The organism is Chryseobacterium sp. Marseille-Q3244, assembly GCF_940807095.1.
Taxonomy (GTDB): Bacteria; Bacteroidota; Bacteroidia; order Flavobacteriales; family Weeksellaceae; genus Chryseobacterium.
The window spans coordinates 19,677-41,375 of record NZ_CALNWX010000024.1; the positions used below are offsets into that span (position 1 = coordinate 19,677).

18 protein-coding genes are annotated in these 21,699 nt (G+C 36.0%); 7 read left to right on the forward strand and 11 right to left on the reverse strand.

Annotated elements, in window-relative coordinates; translation table 11 throughout:
• Window positions 1-1,052: 1,052 nt before the first annotated feature.
• Window positions 1,053-2,060: an OmpA family protein gene (locus NBX25_RS23475; RefSeq protein ID WP_250255685.1), complete on the forward strand. Its 1,008-nt coding sequence runs from the start codon at window positions 1,053-1,055 to the stop codon at window positions 2,058-2,060.
• Window positions 2,061-2,272: 212 nt separating this feature from the next.
• Here the strand turns inward: NBX25_RS23475 and dapB are convergent, their stop codons facing one another.
• From dapB to NBX25_RS23490, 3 genes are read right to left on the reverse strand one after another with little or no spacing between them, the layout of a single operon-like run.
• Window positions 2,273-3,073 (reverse strand): 4-hydroxy-tetrahydrodipicolinate reductase, encoded by an 801-nt coding sequence (dapB, locus tag NBX25_RS23480; RefSeq protein WP_250255686.1) that lies wholly within the window; start codon window positions 3,071-3,073, stop codon window positions 2,273-2,275.
• A gap of 56 nt (window positions 3,074-3,129) precedes the next feature.
• A complete protein-coding gene (locus tag NBX25_RS23485) occupies window positions 3,130-3,642 on the reverse strand; it encodes a GNAT family N-acetyltransferase (RefSeq protein ID WP_250255687.1) in 513 nt (170 codons plus the stop codon).
• Window positions 3,639-4,073, reverse strand: a complete 435-nt coding sequence (locus tag NBX25_RS23490) for a MarR family winged helix-turn-helix transcriptional regulator (RefSeq protein WP_250255688.1) — start codon at window positions 4,071-4,073, stop codon at window positions 3,639-3,641. The genes NBX25_RS23485 and NBX25_RS23490 overlap by 4 nt, the downstream gene beginning before the upstream one ends.
• Before the next feature lie 369 nt (window positions 4,074-4,442).
• Here NBX25_RS23490 and NBX25_RS23495 point away from each other — a divergent pair, with 369 nt between their 5' ends.
• On the forward strand, window positions 4,443-5,363 hold the full coding sequence (locus tag NBX25_RS23495) for a patatin-like phospholipase family protein (RefSeq protein ID WP_123910981.1): 921 nt from the start codon (window positions 4,443-4,445) through the stop codon (window positions 5,361-5,363).
• Window positions 5,364-5,448: 85 nt separating this feature from the next.
• Here NBX25_RS23495 and NBX25_RS23500 read toward each other — a convergent pair whose 3' ends face one another.
• The 6 genes from NBX25_RS23500 to NBX25_RS23525 form a co-directional block, all read right to left on the reverse strand.
• Complete coding sequence (locus NBX25_RS23500; protein WP_250255689.1) at window positions 5,449-6,777, reverse strand: hypothetical protein; 1,329 nt, start codon at window positions 6,775-6,777, stop codon at window positions 5,449-5,451.
• 495 nt (window positions 6,778-7,272) lie between these two features.
• Window positions 7,273-8,145 (reverse strand): phage tail-like protein, encoded by an 873-nt coding sequence (locus NBX25_RS23505; RefSeq protein WP_250255690.1) that lies wholly within the window; start codon window positions 8,143-8,145, stop codon window positions 7,273-7,275.
• Between the two features lie 276 nt (window positions 8,146-8,421).
• A complete protein-coding gene (locus NBX25_RS23510; protein WP_250255691.1) occupies window positions 8,422-8,772 on the reverse strand; it encodes a hypothetical protein in 351 nt (116 codons plus the stop codon).
• A gap of 73 nt (window positions 8,773-8,845) precedes the next feature.
• Window positions 8,846-11,407, reverse strand: coding sequence for a hypothetical protein (locus NBX25_RS23515; protein WP_250255692.1), 2,562 nt, complete (start codon window positions 11,405-11,407; stop codon window positions 8,846-8,848).
• A 167-nt stretch (window positions 11,408-11,574) separates the two neighbouring features.
• Window positions 11,575-11,751: a DUF3606 domain-containing protein gene (locus NBX25_RS23520; RefSeq protein ID WP_250255693.1), complete on the reverse strand. Its 177-nt coding sequence runs from the start codon at window positions 11,749-11,751 to the stop codon at window positions 11,575-11,577.
• 101 nt (window positions 11,752-11,852) lie between these two features.
• Window positions 11,853-12,086: a helix-turn-helix domain-containing protein gene (locus NBX25_RS23525; RefSeq protein ID WP_250255694.1), complete on the reverse strand. Its 234-nt coding sequence runs from the start codon at window positions 12,084-12,086 to the stop codon at window positions 11,853-11,855.
• A 90-nt stretch (window positions 12,087-12,176) separates the two neighbouring features.
• Between NBX25_RS23525 and NBX25_RS23530 the strand changes: the two genes are divergently transcribed.
• Window positions 12,177-12,722: a hypothetical protein gene (locus NBX25_RS23530; RefSeq protein ID WP_250255695.1), complete on the forward strand. Its 546-nt coding sequence runs from the start codon at window positions 12,177-12,179 to the stop codon at window positions 12,720-12,722.
• 416 nt (window positions 12,723-13,138) lie between these two features.
• Here NBX25_RS23530 and NBX25_RS23535 read toward each other — a convergent pair whose 3' ends face one another.
• Window positions 13,139-14,356 carry a phage tail-like protein gene (locus NBX25_RS23535; RefSeq protein ID WP_250255696.1) on the reverse strand — a complete coding sequence of 406 codons (1,218 nt, stop codon included), beginning with the start codon at window positions 14,354-14,356 and terminating at the stop codon, window positions 13,139-13,141.
• A 439-nt stretch (window positions 14,357-14,795) separates the two neighbouring features.
• Here NBX25_RS23535 and NBX25_RS24850 point away from each other — a divergent pair, with 439 nt between their 5' ends.
• Window positions 14,796-15,761, forward strand: a complete 966-nt coding sequence (locus tag NBX25_RS24850) for a GNAT family N-acetyltransferase (protein ID WP_349815595.1) — start codon at window positions 14,796-14,798, stop codon at window positions 15,759-15,761.
• Here the strand turns inward: NBX25_RS24850 and NBX25_RS23550 are convergent.
• A complete protein-coding gene (locus NBX25_RS23550; protein WP_250255697.1) occupies window positions 15,753-16,610 on the reverse strand; it encodes a LysR family transcriptional regulator in 858 nt (285 codons plus the stop codon). The genes NBX25_RS24850 and NBX25_RS23550 overlap by 9 nt on opposite strands.
• A gap of 285 nt (window positions 16,611-16,895) precedes the next feature.
• On the opposite strand from NBX25_RS23550, the gene NBX25_RS23555 reads away from it, so the two are divergent.
• The 3 genes from NBX25_RS23555 to NBX25_RS23565 all read left to right on the forward strand — a co-directional run bounded on the left by NBX25_RS23555 (window position 16,896) and on the right by NBX25_RS23565 (window position 21,698).
• Window positions 16,896-17,696 carry a DUF5694 domain-containing protein gene (locus tag NBX25_RS23555; RefSeq protein ID WP_250255698.1) on the forward strand — a complete coding sequence of 267 codons (801 nt, stop codon included), beginning with the start codon at window positions 16,896-16,898 and terminating at the stop codon, window positions 17,694-17,696.
• 313 nt (window positions 17,697-18,009) lie between these two features.
• Window positions 18,010-18,681, forward strand: a complete 672-nt coding sequence (locus tag NBX25_RS23560) for a hypothetical protein (protein WP_250255699.1) — start codon at window positions 18,010-18,012, stop codon at window positions 18,679-18,681.
• Window positions 18,682-19,193: 512 nt separating this feature from the next.
• Entirely contained in the window at window positions 19,194-21,698 is a 2,505-nt protein-coding gene (locus tag NBX25_RS23565) for a PIG-L family deacetylase (RefSeq protein WP_250255700.1), read from the forward strand.
• Window position 21,699 lies beyond the last annotated feature (1 nt).

Consider the following 21,699-nt stretch of genomic DNA (forward strand, 5'->3'; position numbering starts at 1 on the left):
ATTATTTTTTGATTAAACGCAAAGTTCATGAATGCTTCCTCCTTATTTTAAGTGAGCAAAGTGATGCGACTTCGTCGCTGATGAAGCGATATGCTTATCCATCCGCTTCGAGAAATCAACCTTGTTGATTTTATCTTTGCTCACTTACAATCAGCAGTTTCAAAAATAAAAGCTTTGCGTCAGGAAAAAATATCATCCGCACATGATCATAAATTCTGCTTAGAATTATTTTTGATTAAACGCAAAGTTCATGAATGTTTCCGCCTTATTTTAAGTGAGCAAAGTGATGCGACTTCGTCGCTTAAGAAGTGGTATGCTTATCCGTACGCTTCTACGAATCAACAAAGTTGATTCTACCTTTGCTCTCTTAGAATCAGCAGCTTCAAAAATAAAAGCTTTGCGTCAAAAAATATCATCCGCACATGATCATAAATTCTGCTTAGAATTATTTTTGATTAAACGCAAAGTTTATGAATGCTTCCACCTTATTTTAAGTGAGTAAAGCGATGCGACTTTGTCACTGATAAAGCAGTATACCTATCCATCCGCTTCGAGAAATCAACCTTGTTGATTTTATCTTTGCTCACTTACAATCAGCAGTTTCAAAAATAAAATCTTTGCGTCAGAAAAAATATCATCCGCACATGATCATAAATTCTGCTTAGAATTATTTTTGATTAAACGCAAAGTTTATGAATGCTTCCACCTTATTTTAAGTAAAGCGATGCGACTTTGTCACTGATAAAGCAGTATACCTATCCATCCGCTTCGGCGAATCAACAAAGTTGATTCTATCTTTGCCCACTTAAAATAAAGCGGCTTCAAAAATAAAATCTTTGCGTTAGAAAACATCATCCACACATTATCTTTTTAATCACTAAAATCCTTAAATCTAGGTACTTCCTCATTCGCATTTTATTTGTAAGTTAGTGCCGCCAAAAAGCAGTACAGTATAAAATATACCGAACGATTTTGATGCAGAAGGATTCAAGTTGCTTTATCCCTCACTATTTTAAAAGAAATTATACGCCATAAACCTAAAATTTATTAATATGAAGAAGACCCTGATTATTCTGTCCATAGGCGCTTTGCTTGCTGCCTGTAACAAAAAGGCTGAACAAAAAACAGATACCGCCCATGATACTGTCGCCATAGAAGATTCTAAGGCAGCAGAAAAATCTTCGGGAGGAACAAATAATTTTGATATCAACTCCATACCGGTTTCTACGGCTGAAGTAGGTGATCTGCCTTTTTTCAGTTTTCCCAAAGGACTGGAATCCCAAAACAAACCGGTACAAAGAAGCTATGATATGTTGTTTTTCCCACTTAAAGGTGTAATGACACCTATAGAAGGAAAGATATGGAAAACGTATGTTGTCAACGAGAAAAGTAATACAGAAGAATGGTCATTGCCTTATTTTTTGAAAAGCTATGATGATGCGATTACAAAAGTGGGTGGTGTAAAAATATTTGACGGTAAAGTTTCTCAGCAGCAGCTTGACAGAATAAAAGAAGACGCCAAATACTTTGGTGAAGAAGGCTCTATAGATTATTGGAATGAACCTGTAAAAGTGTATGTCATCAGAAGGAGCAGTGGCGATGATATTTATATTCAGCTGTATGGAAATACTTCAACCGGAGGAATACAAATTCTACAGAAAGCGCCGTTTGAACAAACCATTTCGATCCTAAAATCTGATGAAATAAAAAAAGAATTAGATGCAAAAGGCAAAGCTGTATTGCATATTAATTTTGATACCGACAAAGCGAGCTTACAACCCGATGGCAAAACAGCCGTAGATGAAATCACAAAAGTCCTGAAAAACGACAGCAACCTAAAATTGGCTATCAACGGATATACCGATAACAGCGGAAATGATGCGCACAATCTCCAACTCTCAAAAGACCGTGCTACCGCAGTATTGAATGCGATCACCACTTCAGGTATTGATAAATCAAGACTTTCAGCAGAGGGCTTCGGCAGCAAAAATCCAATTGCAGATAATAGTTCTGAACAAGGCAAGGCGCAAAACCGTAGAGTAGAGCTGGTAAAAAAATAATGTAAAACCCATAAGAATACAGCATTAGATATTCTTTTGCTTAAAAAATCCCAACGAAAGCTGGGATTTTTTTATTTTGATTTGTGATGAGGAAAGCCTTAGAACTTTGGCTTGGTAAATAAAATCATTTCCTTTCAACTTACTCCAAAGTCGAAAGATTTTGAATAGCAAGGGTATTTATTTCTATTTTCCAATACAGATATGCTATATATTTAGAAATCCATTACCGTATCCAGCCCACGTTTGAGTCCTTTAAAAGAACCTACTTTTTCGATAGCGAGCAATGCTCCTTTTACATAAGGTTCTGCTCCGGAACCGGAATCATGACGTATGGTAAGCTTTTCATCTTTTAGTCCAAAGATAGCCTCCACGGAAATGACAAAACCCGGCAATCGTACAGAGTGTACCTGAACGTCGTCCAACGTTGCACCGCGGGTGGCTTTGTCGCCAACGAGTTCATCTTGTGAAATATGTACATTGGGCTTTTTAATCTGAGAAAGTCTATAGGCGAGTTCTCTTGCCGTGCCGCTGGGGCTGTCTATTTTGTCTTCATGGGCATAATCTATAATTTCATAATTAGGCATGTATTTCGCAGCCATTTCCGAAAACTTCTGAAGAAGTACGACCGATATGGCAAAATTCCCAACAGCAAGTACGGAGGTGTCGTTATCGTTGGCTGTGTCTTCAATTTCCTTTAAGTCATCATTCGTTAATCCGGAAGTGCCAATCACCACTTTTTTTCCTCTCTTTAAGGCTGCAATGACATTCTTCTTACCTACTTCAGGTTTAGTATAATCCACCAGAACATCAAATTCAGTCGTGTCAAGGGCGGTCTCGATATCATCAAATATAGGGATGTCACCACCTTCAATTCCAAGGACTTCTGAAAGATTTTCTCCATTGTGTTTTCTGGAAAGGGCCCCAACCAATTTCATTCCCTGATTTTTGCAGATCCCTTTACTTAATGCAGATCCTGCCCAGCCGGTAGCTCCGGCAATAAATACTTTTATCATTTTTCTTTGTTTTTAAATTTTTCCGTGTTCTTGCTTTTATTTTTTCTTCAATGTGATCAGGTCAACATCAAATCGTAGCGTTGTTCTTTTAAAGATTTACCAAACTCGGTAGAAGGTTTCTCCTCTGTCAGTCTAAAACCATATTTTTTATAAAGATGGTGGGCTGCCAGTAAATCATCTGTTGTCCATAGATATACAGATTTATATTTCTTTTCTTTGGCGAACTCTACCAAAGCCAACATAAGTTGATTGCCCAATCCTAAACCTCTGGTTTCTTCATCAAGATAGAAGTACCTAAGTTGGGCAGTCTGATTTTCCCGGTGCATTAATAGTAGAAAACCTACGATCTTATCATTTTTTTCACAAATCCAGACCCTGTCTAATAATGGGTCGTAGTTTTTATAAAATTCATATAATCCATAGCCTACATAGGTTTCGAAAGATACTCCATAGTTGTATTCTTTGCCATACAATTTACCGTGACGATACATGATATATCCTAAGTCCCCAGGATTGATAGTGGTTCTGATTGATACTCCATTTGCTGTAATTAGGGGCTCTTCCATCATAAAATTCTTTTATTTAGTATATTTTGTATTTCATTCATTTTCTTGATGACTTTATTAAGTTCATCCGGAGTGCAATGTCCAAAAATCTCCCTTATCTGTTGAGATGAAGCTTCGTTTAAAAGCTGAAACTCGGCCTTGCCTTCCTCTGTAAGTTCAAGATTTGTACTTCTTTTATCTTTTCCGGAGACTATTCTTCGGATGAGACCCTGCTTCTCGAAGTTTTTCAAAATTTTACTGAGGTATCCTTTATCAATACCCAGATAAGATGCTATGTCAGAAGCAGGTTGGTTTGGATGATGATGCAGTTCGAATAAAATTCGTACTTCAGGAAGAGAGTATTTACTGTTCAGTATGTGACCATTCAAAAGTCCTATGATGTTGGTATAGAATCTGTTGAAAAATCTTATATCGCCTATTTGCTGAGAATTCATAGTACAAATATATAGAAATAGTTGATTTTGACAACTATTATTGTTGAAAAAGTCAACTATTTTTATTTCATTGAAAACTTTTAAGTATTTATTTTTATGTTAATTATCTCTACTTATACCTCAATACTAGAACCCCGCTGCGCAAAGTCTCCTGACTTTGAGCTGTTAAATAGATCCCTTTATACTTTATACCTGCTCCGAAGTCAGGAGACTTCGGAGAGCGGAGGAGCGGACGATTTAATTTCCATACATGGAACAGTCAGGTGAATGTATGCTTTGCTGTGTTCAATCTTGCAGTGGGTTGAATGTATTATGAATAACATATTTGATTTATTGTTACATTAGTACTGCGTTAATTTTAAATCAATTATGAAAGCATTGGTCATTTCAGGAGGAGGGAGCAAAGGGGCTTTTGCAGGCGGGGTAGCTGAACATCTTATAGAACATAATAAAAACGACTATGAACTCTTTGTAGGGACTTCAACCGGAAGTCTTCTGATTCCTTTTCTGGCTCTTGGAGATATCCAAAGAATTAAAAAACTTTATACCACCATCGAGCAGTCCGATATTTTTACGGTTTGTCCGTTTAAAATAACGAAGAAGAACGGTAAAGTAAAAGTAGGGATCAACCATCTGGGGATTATCAGGCAGTTTATAAAAAAACAAAAGACATTAGGAGACAGTACCAACCTCAGAAATCTTATCCGCAGTAGCTTTACAAAGCAGGATTTTGAAAAAATAAAAGAGCTGAAAAAAGAAATTGTAGTCACAGTAGCCAACCTTACAACGCAGCAAATAGAGTATAAGTCTTCTAATGAACACCGTTATGAGGATTTCTGCGACTGGATCTGGGCTTCATCCAATATGGTTCCTTTGATGAGCTTATGCCAGAAAAACGGAAATGAGTATGCTGACGGAGGCTTTGGAAACCTTATCCCTTTACAGCACGCCCTGGAAAAAGGAGCATCATCCATAGATACCATTGTATTGCGGCTGGAAAAAACGTCATACAATAATCCACCGCTCCAGAATGTATTGGATGTTTTTGCCCGTACCACAGATTTTATGCTGAATCAGATTGCCAGTGACGATCTTATTATTTCACAGTTGGAAGCGGCAACCACCAATGTACATATCAATTTCTTTTTTATCAACAGGATACTTACCACCCATTCATTTATATTTGATAAAGAGGAGATGACGAAATGGTGGCAGGAAGGACTGGAACTTTTCCAAACCACCGAATGCAAAAGTTTATTGTTAAAAGCGAAGCCTGCAGACCTTATTTAAATGAATGATAAGGAGAGTTACAAATGCTGGTTGGCTATGATTAACAAAAATGTCGGAAGCCGAAGGGCTACATACAAATTGACACCTATTGATCCGAAGTTTTTATCTGATCCGGAAAATCCTGAGTGGCATAACGAACCTTGAGGTCAGGCAGCATTAAAACGGGTGGTTTTTTACCGGGCATGATTAATACCTGATCGATGGGACGGGCATCTGCCGGTGAATCTGCAACGAAAGCCTGAATGAGTCTTATACCTGATACTGGCAGGAGGTTCTGAGGAACGGAAATAGAACGTCTCTTCATTTTTAATAGCCATTCTGGGCGTCCATTGATAAGTTTAACCGGCGGATGAACTACCTGTAAATCTACAGCACCGGATAAAAGGCCCGTAGTTAAAGGTTTACCCTGATTCAATAAAACGACTGATGTTTTTGGAGCCTTTAATGAGGCAATTTTGTATAGGTCAACGTCAGGTCTGTTCATTGGGATAGGGGATAGTCCGGCTTGATCAATCGTCAGAGGGTCTATGCCGGTTTTAGCTTTAAGAATAGCGGCCATTTTCAGATAAGGTTTTTCTTCATTGAGAATAGGCCCTTCAGCGGCGTGGCGCTCGCCGACATACATAAGAATTTTGGCTTCCGGAAAAGACTGCACAGCACGACGAATAAGATTGTCAGCCTGTTTCTCTTCGCGCTCCTGAGCCGTATATCCGCGACCGGCTGTCTCGTAAGATACCGGATGATAACCCATTGCTAACGATTGTCTTACGAAATCAGCGAAAATGGGATCATCAAAATAATAACCACTATAGAAATCACCTGTTCCTCTCACGACTCCATCTGCCGACAGTTGATCCATTTTGCGGCGTTCTTCCTGATCATCTGCATACGGTCTCAAAGCTTCCATAGCAAGAATGGTATAGCCAAGTGGTTGTAAAGCTTGGGCCACTTCAAGTCCGAAAGCACGCCCACGAGGATCCAGGTGATTCTCATTCAGGATAACGATACGGGTATGGCGCGCACGCTTGACTATTTCATCGATGGCATTAGTACCTTTAGATAAACGCAAGTTCGCAATCTGTTCTTTAGGTACATGGAAGTCCGAACTTTTAGCCTTATTGAATGTTAGTATTCCGGTCATTGCAGACATCACCTGTGCCCATTGATCCACCACATCGGGATCATCAAGCTGATCCACACTTTCTACATTCAATTTTTTGAGCATACCGAATGAAGCATCCAGATATAACCCATGTGAAACATCATCAATAGATTTCTTATAAGCCACTAAAAGTGTATCGTTATCTATTTTCTTTATCGGAAGAACAGCAGTTGATTGTGCTGGGATTATGGTAAAAGCAGATGTAGTAAGGATGGTCAATAAACTAAAGCGAAGCGGTATTGCAGTTTTCACAGGGATAATCATTTTTTAATGATACAATTATAGTCAAAAAAACGATTAAGTTGAGTATTTGTTATATTATAGATTACAGATTGACAGGAGTTCTATGCTGCGCAAAATATTACAGGTTTTGGGTAGTCAATAAGATTATTTCCTTTAAACGTACTTCAGGTCAAAAGACTTCAGCAGCAAAAACCCGATAGCAGATAACAGTTCTGAACAAGGAAAGGTGCAGAACCGTAGAGTAGAGCTGGTGAGAAAATAATGTCAAGCTTATAAGAATATAGCATTAGATATTCTTTACTTAAAAATCCCAACGAAAGCTGGGATTTTTTTGTTTTAATTTCAGATGTGAAAAATGAGGAAATTTTAAGCTGTAAATAAGATTATTTTCTTTACACTTGCCTCAAAGTTGAGATACTTTGGAGAACGCTGTGAATATAAGAAGCCTACATTGATCTGAAAGGATTGATATTTAGTGTTTTTAGAATCTTTGTGCGAAGAGCTTTACTGATCAACCGGGGAGGCTACAATATCTATGACTGATCTTAAATCTGAATTGGCTGTACTGTTGGTTCCGAAAGTAGCGCGTACTCCTACCGGGTCAGAAGGATTCGCGTATACAAAACCACTGAAATTCATGGTATAGGTGCCGGCGTCCAAAACAAATTTCCGGCTGCCGTTCAGTTGAAATATTCCTACAACATAATTATTTCCTGAATTGGTAAAAGTTTCGGTGTCGCGTACTATATTTTGGTTACTGAACGCAGGTGAATCTGTTTTGGACAGGTAAACATTCAGTCCAAATAATTTAGAAGCACCATCCACAAGGGTCTGCCCGTTTGCTCTTAAAAGATTGGTGACCGGAACAGAAAAATAAACTTCAACGATAGATTTCCTGCTCAGCGTAAATTGCTGGGAAAATAAGGTGGCCTGAGTGGTACCGCTGGTACTCAGAACAGTTTCGGGGATCATGGTCCGGTTCAAAATATTACCACCCGCAACAATAGCCGGATCTCTCTGAAACATAGAAACCCACTGTCCGTTTGTTCCCAGGCTGGCATTAAATTCATAATAGCCTTTAGCCCTGACATTGATGGTCCGGTTTGTTGTTTCATTCACTGCTAACGGCTCTGTAACATATACAATAGCTCCATCCTGTGTGCTGTTGTAGAGGTTGTCTTTGGCTTTCAATTGGTTACCGGTTACTCGTGGTGCAATAATGCCATCTGTTTTGGCAGCATCTTCTGCATAACCTGTTACATCTAGCGTAGCCTGTGGTGTGGTTGTGTTTACTCCTACCTGGCCGTACAGGTTATTGGCGACAGTAAATAATAAAAATGACAGTGCAATTTTAACCGGCCTTAGTATTTTTTTCATAGTTCTGTATCTAGCGATTTATGTTGTTTCAAACAATCATGCAAAGCTATATGGAACCGGAAAAAATAAGGTTGCTTATTTCATCGATAAAGTTATTGGATTTATTACATTTTTTGATCTCGGCTGCGCAAAGTCTCCTGACTTTGAGCTGGTAAATAAGATGACTCCCGCTATACTTGCTCCGAAGTCAGGAGACTTCGGAGAGCGGGAAAGTCTCCTAATTTTAAGTTGATGAAATAATATCATCTCAAAGGTGAGAGCTTTCGTAGAACTAGGTTAAAATAAGCTTAATTGTTCAAATTTTGACAAGTATTTAGGATTTGTTGTGAGATACCAAGCTTTAGCACCTGTTTCCTTACATTTCTTTTTTTCCACTTCCCAAAGCTTTCCTGCTTTTTCTAGATATCTTTTGTACCTACAAATATTCTTTTGAGGAACACCTGTTTCCCTAGCTACCATTGAAGCTGTTGCAACATTATTTTGTAAGTATTGAAATATTATTTTCAATTGATTTTCAAAAAATAAATGCTGGTTACTCTTTTGATAAAGAAAAACTTTTGGATTATTAAATTCTTTAGCTAGTTGCATTTCTGTTTTTGGGAAATGCTTAAATTTTAATGCTTTCATTATACAAAGTATTTATTGTTATACTTTGCAATATTATAGGGGGCATTTAGGGGCATCAATAGGGGAGTACTCCCTATTTTAATTCTTCATAGTCCTTTATTACCTTTTCTTTATGTTTAAAGGCTGTGTAACGCTTTTTGTTTTCAGTTGAATTTTTCAAGAGACTATAAACATTACCTTTAATTGTCCTGCCATCCTTAGCACAGTTAAACCATTTAGCAACTTCACTGTATAATTTGGACTTGTTTGTAAAGTGGTTCTTTTCTAAATAACTGAAATAATTCAAGTAGTCAAGCATTGCTACTATATATGGTAGTTTATTTTCACTTATTAATTGAATCAAAATCTTCTGATTTTTTTCTGAAAGTTGTTTCAGCTTTTCAAGCTCAAAGAAACCGTATTCGTATAAGCTTTCGCTTAGTATTTGTGCTTTTGTTTTTAATTGTTCAGTTTGCTTTGAATTGTAGTTTCTATCAAGATCTCTTTTCTTTAATCCTTCTAAAGTTTTTAAATGTATGTCTATATCAACTATTGACTTTTTATGAAACTCTTGTAGTTCTGTGAATTTATTTTCAATAAGAGAGCTACCCACCCCTTCAATCACACATCCTTTGTCTATTTTTGAGTTTAATGCAATGGAACAAATACTTTTTATCTGATTAAATTGGCGCTCTAATAAATCATATTCAGAGGTTTGCAATGGTTTCTCTGTCGCCGATAACATTTTTGAAACCAAATCTAAGAGTTGTTCTTCTCCATTTTTTAGATTCTTTTCATATCTCCGGTAAATCGACTGGTTATGCATTTCACATTTTTTTTTCCGTGTATCCCAATCATCATCAATATTAAAATCATAAGGTATCGAAAAATAACCAATAGTCTGTGTATTTTTTTTAGTATAAACTTCTCTTTTTTCTTCTAACCATATTTTATAAAGAAAATACTTTGCATAGGTTAATAAAGAATTGTTTTTTTGCCCATAATTAAAGTATGTGTGATAACTATAGTATGGCAAATTAGCATTTTCATAATACCTATTTGCTAGTCGCAAGTATTCTAAATAATCTGATGTATCTTTGTTTTCAAAAGCATCTAGAGTTGACAATTTATTTGCTTCCTCTATGAATTTGTATATGGGCTTTAGCTCATCTTCGATTATTTTTACATTTATGCTATTTCCATATTTCTGTGAAAAAATTTCTTTTAGATATTCAAATCTTTTCTGGGCATCATATTTTTTTAATCTCTCAATTGCTTCCTCTCTGTTTTTTGGTTCTGGGATTTGAGAGCAGGTATCTCCTTCTTTTATTCCAATTTGTTTAAAAAATGGATTTTTTTCAAGATCTTCTTCAGTTACATCTCTAGAAACTCTTATAGATTGTTCATACTTTTGTGATTCTGACAAGTTTTTGAATTCCTCTAGTTTTGAATTTAAAAAAGATTGTCTTTTGTCCAAGGTGTTTAAAAATTGTTTTTTGAATCTACAAGGCTCATTTTCAGTATCACCTAAAATTGACATTTCATTGTAAACAGGTTTTTCTAGTTCTTTTAAAAGTGATTTACATTTTTCTAACTCACTTTTAATAAAATCAATTTTATCAACATCAATATTCGAATTGATAAACTCGTCTTGTAAACTCTGAAATTTTTCTTTGTACCTCTCAGTTTGAAGAAATAAGTTGTTTATGTTTTCTAAATATATTCTAAATAGTTCGATCTTTAAGTATCCCAATAAAATATTAACATTCACTGTCATTGGGGTTTCTAATTCAGGAGATCCAATATTTAAATCCAAATAGTCTTTAAATATTTTTTCTATTGACAATTCGTTGGTTCCACTAATTAGCTTTGAAATATTGATTTCAGATTTTAGAAAATCATTGAGCTTACTTGTATTTTGAGCTTTACACTGTTCTAATATCTCCGCTTGTATAGTTAACAGTGGAAGACTTATATCTTGAGAAAATTCAAAAATATTTTTGTCATTTATTAACCAATTATTTATATCAAATTCGAATTCAAAGGATTTACCTGTCAATTTATTTACTGCATTTCTAATTCCTTGAATATCTAAACTTTCAATAGTAACCATATGTCTATTGAATTGTATTTCTTTACTTTTATTAATCTTAAGTTTATCATCTAAAGATAGAAAAGGCTTAAAACAATCAAGTAAAATTTCATTAAAATCTTTAGCCAGACCATAAGGTAAAAAATTGTCTAGACTTAGTTTTAGGTTTTCTAAAATTGAAACGTATTTTTCTTTTGCTTCTATAATTAATTTAACATCCTCTTTATCATATTTTCGAGTTTCCACAAGTATTATAAATTCTCCAATATGATAAAAATGATCATTACCAATATTAGGTATATCTGTAATTTCTAATTCATTTATTTTTTCGTTAATAGTATTTTTACATTCTCGATGAAAAATACCAATTAGCTTATTTCCTTTTTCAGCTATTCTTTCTCTTTCAAATTTATGTTCAAAATTTGTTTTAGGATCCAAATCATTATATATTTTTCTTAACTCAGCAATCTCATCAAGTAATCTTTCTTGCTTGTTAAAATTTTCGATATTTGAATGCAAAAAATCGATAAAATAAAATATATGTTTAACCCTTTCTGTTACCATTTTCTTGGTTTTTGTTTTTCAAATTTATTTAAAACATTATTATATGTCCTAGAGTTGGAGAGGTAAGTAAAAATACCAAAACTAATTTACAGTCTTTTACAAAATAATAAATCCCGACTCTCGTCAGGATTTATTTTAGGAAAAAAAATTCTTATTTAAAATTTGAATTATTTTCCAAGGTGCTTTTGAACTGTGGCAGCAGAAACTCCAACTGCCTTAACAGCATTTTTCAATTGTTCTTTGGTAACACCAAATTTTTTTGACCAATATTCTAGTTCCCAACTCTCGTTCACATTCACTTTAGTTGCATCTTGTGGTCTTTTTTTACCTAAATCATCCGGCATAATAAATATTTTTTTAAGTTAATAAATCTAAAGATAGTCAGGCTTTAGACTATATCATTACGGGTTTCCGTAAAAACAAAAAATCCCAACTTTCGTCAGGATTATTCATTTATAAGTTTAAAGAAATCAGATAAACTAATTTTTCTTGCTTCACATATTTTAAAAAGTGTTTCAACAGGTATTCTGTAAGTTTTTTCACTTTTAATTTTTCTAATGGTACTTTCTTCTACACCATGATTTTTGGCAAAAGAATTTTGTGACTTGCCTTCTTGAAGCCAAGGTATCAACCATTTTTTTGTAATGTATAAACAAATTTTCTCGTTTATATCTGTCATGAGACAAATGAAATAATTAAATAATAAAAAATTACGGTCGATCGACCGTAATTGAATTTATTTTCTTACATTTATAAAAAAATACAAACAATGAAAAAGATAAAAACACATTTCGATACCCGGTTTCGGGCAGGCAACAAGCACTCCGGCTTGCAGCTGATGGAAACTTTCTTTCATTTCAATGAGCTGGATGATTCCAAAGAAATGCTCAGCAACTTAGTGAACTATGCCGTAAAGAGAAATAGCTGGATCCATGAAGATCCGGCGGTGATCTTCCAGTTTCATCAGTCGATGAGGTCGTTGATCCGGGCAGGATATCTCATGATGCTGAAGGAAAGAAAATGGACTGTAGATACCCAGCCGGAAAAGATTTCCCCGTGGCTTCTTGGCTTGCTTTCGGAAAAGGAATACCGGAATCCGCTGCTGGTTTTCAAAAAAACATTCAGAGCATACACTCTCAAAGAATTTGATTATTTTATGTCCGGAATCGTCTATTTCTCCATGGGTGTCTATGAAAATCTACCGGAAAGGAATATCGTGATGCCTTACATCCATACGGTTAAAATGCTGGATGCTGCACACCTTATTGTTCAAAGAAAAAGAGAAAAGAGAATGGCTGACACTCATTCAGGATAAGAAGGTTGTGTGTAAATTATTGATTCAGATTGTTAATGTATTGATGATATTTTTTAGACGCAAAGATTTAGTTTTATTATGCATATTTTCAGGGAGCAAAAGATAGAATCAACTTTGTTGATTCGTTGAAGCGCGTGGATAAGCATACCGCTTCATCAGCGACAAAAGTTGCATCACTTTGCCTCCTTATAATAAAACGGAATTATCCATATACTTTGCATTTAATCTTTTAATCAAAAAATAATTCCAAGTATGATCTCCGGCTGAGCAAAGTTTCCTGAATTTGAGCTTATAGAGTCACCAGGTTATTTCTTTTAAACTTGCTCCAAATTCAGGAAACTTCGGAGAGCGAGATCCATGAATGTACCATACACTTTGTATATAAATAAAAAATGCCCCTTTTCAGGGGCATTATATTATGGTGCTTTTACTTGTTCTATCTTGATGAATATTTTAGTAAGATTGGGTTGGGAATTGCCTGAAGTGGGAGCTCCTGCCATAATGGTTGCGGTATAAGCTGTTTTTGAAGAAGGATTACTGTCTATCCAGGTATATCTTCTATGCTCAGGTCCGCCACTGGCCCCATCTATAATTCCTATATTCCCCCAGTAAGCGTTACCCATTGCTCCTGTGCCTTGAGGATACCAGGTGGCTGATGAATCTGCCATACCGCCCCATACTCCTGAAGTAATATTGGTTGTTGTTACCGCTGAACCAATATAACCACCATATTCCGTATTATAATTCCAATACAGATTAACGGTAGTCCCTGTATTATTGTACAATTGTACATTAGGATTGGCAAGGGTGGTACCACTTGTGGTATCAAATATTACCCTGATCGAATACTTACCATCCGGGGTAGTAAGAGGGAAAGTATAAGCCTGTTTCCCATTGGCGTCGGTTGTTAGGGTAGAATATCCCATCACAGCGACAGATGAAATGTCTGCACGGCTCGTATTTCCCACAGTAGCATTACAGTTTTGTGCTGCTGTTAAGAAAGGAACGGTAGTGCTGGTCATAGGAATAGTCATATCATTAGCAGTGGTAGGCGTTCCACTCACTGAAAATACCAATTCGCCATCACCAAACTCTAAAGTTCCGGGTCTTAGCTGGAAGGTTAATCCGTTCACGGTGAATGGTGCTCCTGAATTATACGAACCTCCGTTTCCCTGGTTATAGACAACTCTCAGGTTTCCGTTGAAAGGAGTACCCGGCGTATACGTAGAAGGATTTAAGTAAGCCGTAGTACATTGTAATGCAGAAATTGCTGGAGAGGCGGTATTGGTTGCCTGTGTAAGTCTTTGCCATACCGCTCCGTCAAAATAATAATAACCCATAGCAGTAACATTGATACGTTGTCCGGCATTATCTCCACCAGTAACATCCGTAATATAAATTAATGCTCCTCTCTGATCGCTGCTATAGGTACCCGTATTGGCGGTAAGCTCAGCTCTTGTAAGCCTCGGAGCCTGCAATCCGAATATTTGTGTGTTATCCGTAATCACTCCTGAACCATCTCTTTTAGCAGACACATCCATCGTTGTTTTTGGTGAAGTTGTATTGATGCCAACTTGGGCAAATGAGAATCCAGCAATAAGAATAGCACTGAACTGTGTAAATTTTGTTTTCATATTAAGGTGTTGTTTTGGTAAGTCAAAGATAGCTTTTTTTATGAATAAATAAAAAAAATACCTTTATAGTTGAGGAAAAGTAATTAATTCGTAATATTCTATTAAAGTATGCGATTTTAAATAAGTTTGTCATGTTTTTATTGAAGTGCTTTATGTTGGATTAAAACTCGTTATTTTATCTAACCGGCTCTAATCATTTTGCTCACTTAAAAAATAAAACAGAATGATCATGAACTTTTCGCTTATCCTTATTAATGCAAAAATCAGATCAAATAATTAAAAAATAGCATTTTTCTGCATTATTCTACATGCTAATTTTGCTCTCAAATAAAATGACTGTTACCCTTGGGACAGAACCGGACAAAAATTCTATGAACGCCTTGGAGCAAAAGAAAATAAAGATTGGTTGAATTACGAATGGACAGTATAGAAAATGGAAATGACGATAACAAAAATTACGGAAAACGATATAACAGAATTACAAGAGATCAGTAAAAAAACGTTCTCCGAAACATTCTCCGAGGATAATACAGCAGAAAGCATGACGCAATATATTGAAACAAGTTTTGCAGCAGAAAAGCTTCATGCCGAGCTCAACGACAGAAACTCCGAATTCTACTTTGCCAGGCTGGATCAGAAAGTCATAGGATATTTAAAGCTCAACACAGGTTTATCACAAACTGAAATGAAAGGGGATCATGCGCTTGAAATTGAAAGGATATATGTTTCTAAAGATTTTCACGGAAAGAAAGTAGGACAGGCTCTTTATGACAAAGCGATTGCCATTGCCACAGAAAAAAATGCAGATTACGTTTGGCTGGGCGTTTGGGAAAACAATTTGAGGGCTATTAATTTTTACAGCAAAAACGGATTTAAAGCGTTTGATAAACATATTTTCAGACTCGGAAATGAAGAACAGACCGATATTATGATGAAACTGGATTTAAAAACCAACAAAATGAAAACTGAATTTTTTATAAAATCATTCGAAGAATTATCCACTATCGAACTCTACAATATATTAAAATTAAGAAGCGAAATATTTATTATAGAACAAAATTGTGTGTATCAGGATATAGATGATAAAGATTTAAAATGCCATCACCTGATGTGTTTAGTGGATGGAAATCTGGCAGGATATACCAGAATTGTTCCGCCTGGTTTGACCTACGAAGATGCTTCAATTGGCCGGGTGGTAATTGGTTCTGATTATAGAGGATTGGGATTGGGAAAACAGCTGATGGAAAATTCTATCAAAGGGTGTCAGGATATTCTTAAAGAATCAAAAATCCGGATCAGCGCACAATTGTACCTGCTGAAATTTTACAATGCTTTAGGCTTTAAAGAAGTAGGAAGTCCTTACGATGAAGACGGAATTCCACATATAGAAATGGTTTTAAACTAATTCCAGAATATTTTTAAGAATCGGGTTAGGGTCGTCTTTCCGCCATTGGATATACAAATCCGTAACAAAGGGAAGGGGAATAAAACGGATTCCGGTATTTTGGTGAAGATGATAAGAATGCGGCAGAATCGAAATGCCTAATCCGTTTTTAATCAGTGAAATAATGGTAGATCCAAACTCACATCGAATATACGAATCAAGATTGATGTTGTAAAAATCGAGGACTTCCTTAACCAGCACATTGTAACTGCTGCCATCATCTCCTGTGGTTAAAAGAAATTTCTGATCTTTCAATGTTTCTTCAGAAATATCAGATAAGGTTTTGAAATGATGATTTTCAGGAACGGCTAAAGACAGGTTTTCCTGGTATAATTTCTTTTCATTAATTCCAGAATACGTATTGATATCACGGGAAAATGCCAGATCTATCTTATAATTTTTAAGATAATCTTCCTGAATTTCATTAGTCAGCTGAAACAATTCCAGATGAAGGGTTGGAAAAGCAGCCGAAACCTTTTTTATAAAATCGGGTAAAACCGAAGAGGAGATAGAATCGGGATGTGCAATTCTTATCGTTCCATATTCACCTAAATGAATTTGCCGGGCCAACTGATGAAAAGATTCCATTTGACTAAGCTCTTCGCTCCATTTTTCCTGCAAAAATTTTCCTGCCGGGGTAAGTTTCACATTTCGCTTATCACGATAAAACAGCTGAACACCCAGTTCACTCTCTAAAGACTGAATGTTCCGGCTCAAAGCAGATTGTGTAATATTCATTTTCGCAGACGTATTCCAGAAATGAAGTTCTTTTGCCAATGCCAGAAAATATTTGAGCTGTTGTAGATCCATTGATGCAAATTAATCATTAGTTAAACAAATTTAATAAGTAAATTGAATTAAACGGACCTCAATAAAAGAAAACTATAAACTTTAAAAAATCGGAATCAGGTATTGATACTAAGAAAGCACTACTTTTTTAAAGCAGTGCTTTTTAATTATTTGTAAACTGGATTTAAAAAATTTGTGGCTCATGGAAAAAACTCGCATCTTTAGCCCGTAACATCATGCAGCGGCAAGATGTTGGCGGCTATTATACCGCAGAAACTATTTAACTGTGAAAACAAAATAAAAAACATGAAAAAGATAACGCTATTTTTTGCTTTAGCTTTTGGGATTATAGTATCCGGACAGACTCAGAAAACGAAGATTTTATTAATCGGAACGATTCATTTTGAAACCCCGCATACCGATCAGTTTGAATTAAAGGTAGACGATTTTTTAAGTGCAAAACGACAGAGTGAATTAGAAATCTTAACGAATGTTCTGTCTCAGACAAAAGCTACTAAAGTAATGATTGAAAGACCAATTGACAAACAACGCTCAACTGACAGTTTGTACAGTTTATATGTAGCAGATCGTTATAAAATGACAGTTTCAGAAAGAGAACAAATTGGTTTCAGGTTAGCTAAAAAATTAAAATTAAATCGTGTCAACTGTATAGACAAATTTTATGGAATGACGCACGATAGTTTAATGGCTGCAACTGCAAAAGAAAACAATCAACTTTATTTATTGAAGGACTTACAGGTCCATGCAAAAACAATGATCAGTGATTTTGATAATAAACTGAAAAATGGTACCATAACTGATGTTTTAAAATACATCAACAGACCTGAAGAATTAAAAAGGAACTTATCAATTTATCTGAATTATATAGCAAAGGTTGGAGCAGGTAAAAACTTTGCAGGAGCACAATATGTATCAGATTGGTATTTAAGAAATCTTGCTATTTATTCAAATATTCTCGATCAAATTGAACCTTCAGACAACTATGTCGTTTTAATTTTTGGACAGGGACACATTCCTATCTTAAAACATTTTTTAGAAAACAATAATAATTTTGAGGTGGTGGAGCTTAAAAATGTATTAAAATAAAAAAAAAAAAAACAACCACCCCTTTTGAAGCAGTTAAAATGGAGTCAATACCGTTTGTATTAAGTTTTCGTTAATCTAAAAACTGAACATCTATGCATTTTCACGCATCTAAAAGTATTGAAACGCTGAATATCATTTTCAAACAACAGAAATAACTGAAGTTGCTGGAATTAACAATTTTATAAAATATAATCGGGCAGATTCAGGTATAGAATGCCATAATTTTCTCTATATTTAGACGATCTATATAAAAATGGCCTGTGTCTGCAATTTGTGGTCTACAGCATGCTGATAAACAAATATAAAAAGGACAATGCCAATACATCAATTCCCTCTGGACGGAGGTATGTTATATAAAGAAACAGATATGGCCCAGTTTTTCCCTGAGCCGCTAAATGCAATAACAGCTGCATTCTTTTTAGCCTTAGCCATTTTTTGGACCCTTAAAATGAAAGGACATTTTAAAGAATATCCTTTTTTAACATACTGCCTGGTTTTATTATACATAGGTGCCATAGGAGGAACTGTCTATCATACATTCAGGCAATGGCCGGTATTTATCATGATGGATTGGTTGCCTATTATGGTATTGTGCTTTTCTGCCGGGTTTTATTTTTTAGCTCAGAGCCTCAAATGGTACTATGCTGTTGTAATGGTTCTTGTATATCTGGTATTGATGCTCGGTTTGAGAAATTGGATTTTGGTAGATAAGACTTCTCTTTTTATCAACGTAAATTATGCAATCATGGCTTCATTTGTGCTTTTTTCGGTATTACGATATTTAATCTATACCCAATGGAAAGCCGGTAAATGGGTAGGTTTTGCTTTATTGTCGTTTGCTCTTGCACTCACTTTCCGGATCATTGATAAATGGGAATGGTTGAGTTTCGGAACCCACTTTTTATGGCATACTTTTGGGGCGGTAGCCACATTTTGCATGTTTAATTATCTCTACCTTACACGGAATATAATGAGAAAAAAATAAGTGGCTTTAATTTTCTTTGAAACTTTAATTCATACGTGATTATCAATATTTTGGTTCTTTTTAATTTCATCGAACTCTGAGTTTGTGATTAAAAGAGTTTCCCGCAGATTCCACAAATTTCACAGATGTTTGTGAACATTTTCTCTCGCAGATTTTATTTTATAAAGGGACTAAACCTTATAGGTTTTTAATATGCATAAGTTTTAAAACCTATAAGTTTTGATTCGGTAATTTCCAAAAGATCTCAGAATTCTTATGGGTGAAAAATCTGCTCAATCTGTGATAATAATAGAAATCTTTGATTTTTTAAAATTCTTACATACAAAGTAGATAACTTAAATCGCCTAAGTGTTTAAAAAGCTTTTGTGTCTCCTTTGGGGTTTAATAAAAAAGTTTAAACAGCTTTATAGATAGCAATAAAGTTTGTTTTATTTTGTGAAATTCAGAGTCTGATTCTTTTACTATTGAAAGAAAGATGATTTACTTATATTTGCCCTGCAAAGCAAATCTAAATGTTCAAAAAAGTAATCACTGTATTTATCCTTAGCTTTTATACGGGTTTTTGTTCGGCCCAACAGGTGCGGCCCTCCAAATCATCTGAAATTTACCGCGATCTCAAAACGCTTAAAAAGCTGCCTAAAGTTTTATATCTTGCAGCGCATCCCGACGATGAAAACACAGGATTACTTTCCTGGTTAATCAACGACCAAAATGTAGAAACGGGCTATTTGTCTTTAACGAGAGGCGATGGTGGTCAGAATTTATTAGGGACAGAGCAAGGGGCTGCATTGGGTTTAATCAGAACGCATGAGCTTTTGGAAGCGAGAAAGTTAGACGGTGCCCAACAGTTTTTTACCCGTGCGATTGATTTCGGGTTCTCTAAAAATACCACCGATACTTTTAAACAATGGGATGCAGACAGCATTACAGCGGATGTGGTTTGGGTCATCCGTAAATTTCGTCCTGATGTTATTATTTGTCGTTTTCCTCCTACTGCTGCGGCAGGCCACGGACAACATGCGGCTTCGGCTGTAGTGGCAGAAAAGGCTTTTAAGCTGGCAGGGGATAAAAATGCTTTTCCAGATCAATTAAAATATGTCAATGTATGGCAGCCTAAACGCGTATTGTGGAATACTTTCCGATTTGGTGGGGTTAATACAACAGCTGAAAACCAACTGAAAGTTACCGTTGGACAATATGATGCGCAACTGGGAATGGGCTATGGTGAATTGGCAGGATTGAGCAGAAGTTTACATAAAAGCCAGGGGGCAGGAACACAGTCTGTAGCCGGCATCAGAACTGAATATTTTGCCCATGTTATGGGTGAACCTGCAAAAACGACACTTTTTGACGGAGTCTCTAAAACCTGGACTTCACAAGGAAATGCTGACATTGACCAGACACTAGATACAATTATTTCCGCTTTCAATTTCAATAATCCGGACCTTAGTTTACCTGCTTTGCTTGCCTTGCGAAAAAAGGTGATGGCGTTAAAAGATACAGATCTGAAAAGGGATAAACTTCAATCTCTTGACCAAATCATTTTAAGCTGTGCCGGATTTATGGGCGAGGTGGTGACCAATCAGGCTGAAGCTGTTGCCGGAGACCATTACAATTTCAGGTTAAATCTGATATCAAGAGCTACAAATCCTGTCGCTTTAGAGAATGTAAAATGGTTAAGTCAGTCAGAAAGCTTCAATAAAAAACTTTCAAAAGATTCTTTAATTACCATTCAGCATGACATTCAGATTCCTGCTGATGCAGCACTCACGGAACCTTACTGGTTAGCAAAACCTCCTACGAACGCAGCAACTTTCTCTGTTCCGAATGAGACTTTAGTCGGTTTGCCTGAAGCAGAATCACCATTGAATGTTTGGGTTGGTTTAAAAATCGGTTCTGAAAATTTTCAGGTTAAACTTCCTTTATCTTTCAAGAAATTAGACCCGGTGCGTGGAGATGTCGTTGAAGCCTTGCGCATTGTTCCTGCAATAGAACTGAAATTTACACAGCCATTGTATGTGGCCAAAGACAATGAAGATGTACATTTGAGTTTAAATCTTAAGGCTAATTCTAATAAACCGTATAGTAAGGGGGTTCTAAACCTGATGTATAACGGAGAACAATTAGGCAGTGCTGATGTTAATTCGATCAATGGGAAAAATACTACCATCGATTACGTTATTCCAAAAGCTAAGCTTGCTGCAATACACTCATCTCGTCTGCAATTGGATGCCAATTTTGTTGCAGATGGAGTTACCTATCATAAAAAACAAATAGTAATTCAGTACCCGCATTTACCTTCCTTGCAATATTTTGAGCCTGCAACAGCCACTGTAATGAAGGGCGATATTCAGGCAAAGGTTAAGAAAGTAGGGTATATAGAAGGTGCGGGCGATTTCATTCCCGAATTCCTACGCATTGCAGGGATTCAGGTAGAGGTCCTGAAAGACGAAGATTTTTATGGCAACATAGATGGATCTGGCGGAAATGGTAGTCAAAACAAGCTATCGCAATATGATGCCATTGTATTGGGTGTTCGTGCCAATAACACTGAGAAAAAACTGGGTCGCTGGATGCCTTTTTTATGGTCTTATGCAAAAGCGGGAGGTAATTTGGTGATGCAGTACAATACCAACCAGGATACATCCGTTGACCAATTGGGAATGTACAATTTCAGCATTGCCAATAAGAGGGTTACCGAAGAAAATGCTGCGGTTACGTTGTTAAATCCCAATCATAAGTTACTGAACTTTCCGAACAAAATTACTACAGATGATTTTAAAGGCTGGGTGCAGGAGCGTGGTGCCTATTTCCCTGCCCAATGGGATGCGGCATATGAACCGCTTTTTGAAATGCACGATACAGATGAAGAACCTTTGAAGGGATCAACTTTATATGCCAAATACGGAAAGGGTAATTTTATTTATACCCCGTTGGCATTTTTCAGACAGCTGCCTGCAGGAAATGTGGGAGCGGCACGTTTATTTTTAAACTTTTTATCTGCACAGAAAAACTGAT

Coding starts and splice junctions, on each gene's coding strand:
- NBX25_RS23475 (WP_250255685.1), top strand. CDS start 1,053: ATGAAGAAGACCCTGATTATTCTGTCCATAGGCGCTTTGCTTGCTGCC.
- NBX25_RS23550 (WP_250255697.1), bottom strand. CDS start 16,610: ATGGATCTACAACAGCTCAAATATTTTCTGGCATTGGCAAAAGAACTT.
- NBX25_RS23490 (WP_250255688.1), bottom strand. CDS start 4,073: ATGAATTCTCAGCAAATAGGCGATATAAGATTTTTCAACAGATTCTAT.
- NBX25_RS23560 (WP_250255699.1), top strand. CDS start 18,010: ATGCCAATACATCAATTCCCTCTGGACGGAGGTATGTTATATAAAGAA.
- NBX25_RS23495 (WP_123910981.1), top strand. CDS start 4,443: ATGAAAGCATTGGTCATTTCAGGAGGAGGGAGCAAAGGGGCTTTTGCA.
- NBX25_RS23530 (WP_250255695.1), top strand. CDS start 12,177: ATGAAAAAGATAAAAACACATTTCGATACCCGGTTTCGGGCAGGCAAC.
- dapB (WP_250255686.1), bottom strand. CDS start 3,073: ATGATAAAAGTATTTATTGCCGGAGCTACCGGCTGGGCAGGATCTGCA.
- NBX25_RS23505 (WP_250255690.1), bottom strand. CDS start 8,145: ATGAAAAAAATACTAAGGCCGGTTAAAATTGCACTGTCATTTTTATTA.
- NBX25_RS23510 (WP_250255691.1), bottom strand. CDS start 8,772: ATGAAAGCATTAAAATTTAAGCATTTCCCAAAAACAGAAATGCAACTA.
- NBX25_RS23485 (WP_250255687.1), bottom strand. CDS start 3,642: ATGATGGAAGAGCCCCTAATTACAGCAAATGGAGTATCAATCAGAACC.
- NBX25_RS23565 (WP_250255700.1), top strand. CDS start 19,194: ATGTTCAAAAAAGTAATCACTGTATTTATCCTTAGCTTTTATACGGGT.
- NBX25_RS23515 (WP_250255692.1), bottom strand. CDS start 11,407: ATGGTAACAGAAAGGGTTAAACATATATTTTATTTTATCGATTTTTTG.
- NBX25_RS23520 (WP_250255693.1), bottom strand. CDS start 11,751: ATGCCGGATGATTTAGGTAAAAAAAGACCACAAGATGCAACTAAAGTG.
- NBX25_RS23535 (WP_250255696.1), bottom strand. CDS start 14,356: ATGAAAACAAAATTTACACAGTTCAGTGCTATTCTTATTGCTGGATTC.
- NBX25_RS23525 (WP_250255694.1), bottom strand. CDS start 12,086: ATGACAGATATAAACGAGAAAATTTGTTTATACATTACAAAAAAATGG.
- NBX25_RS24850 (WP_349815595.1), top strand. CDS start 14,796: ATGACGATAACAAAAATTACGGAAAACGATATAACAGAATTACAAGAG.
- NBX25_RS23555 (WP_250255698.1), top strand. CDS start 16,896: ATGAAAAAGATAACGCTATTTTTTGCTTTAGCTTTTGGGATTATAGTA.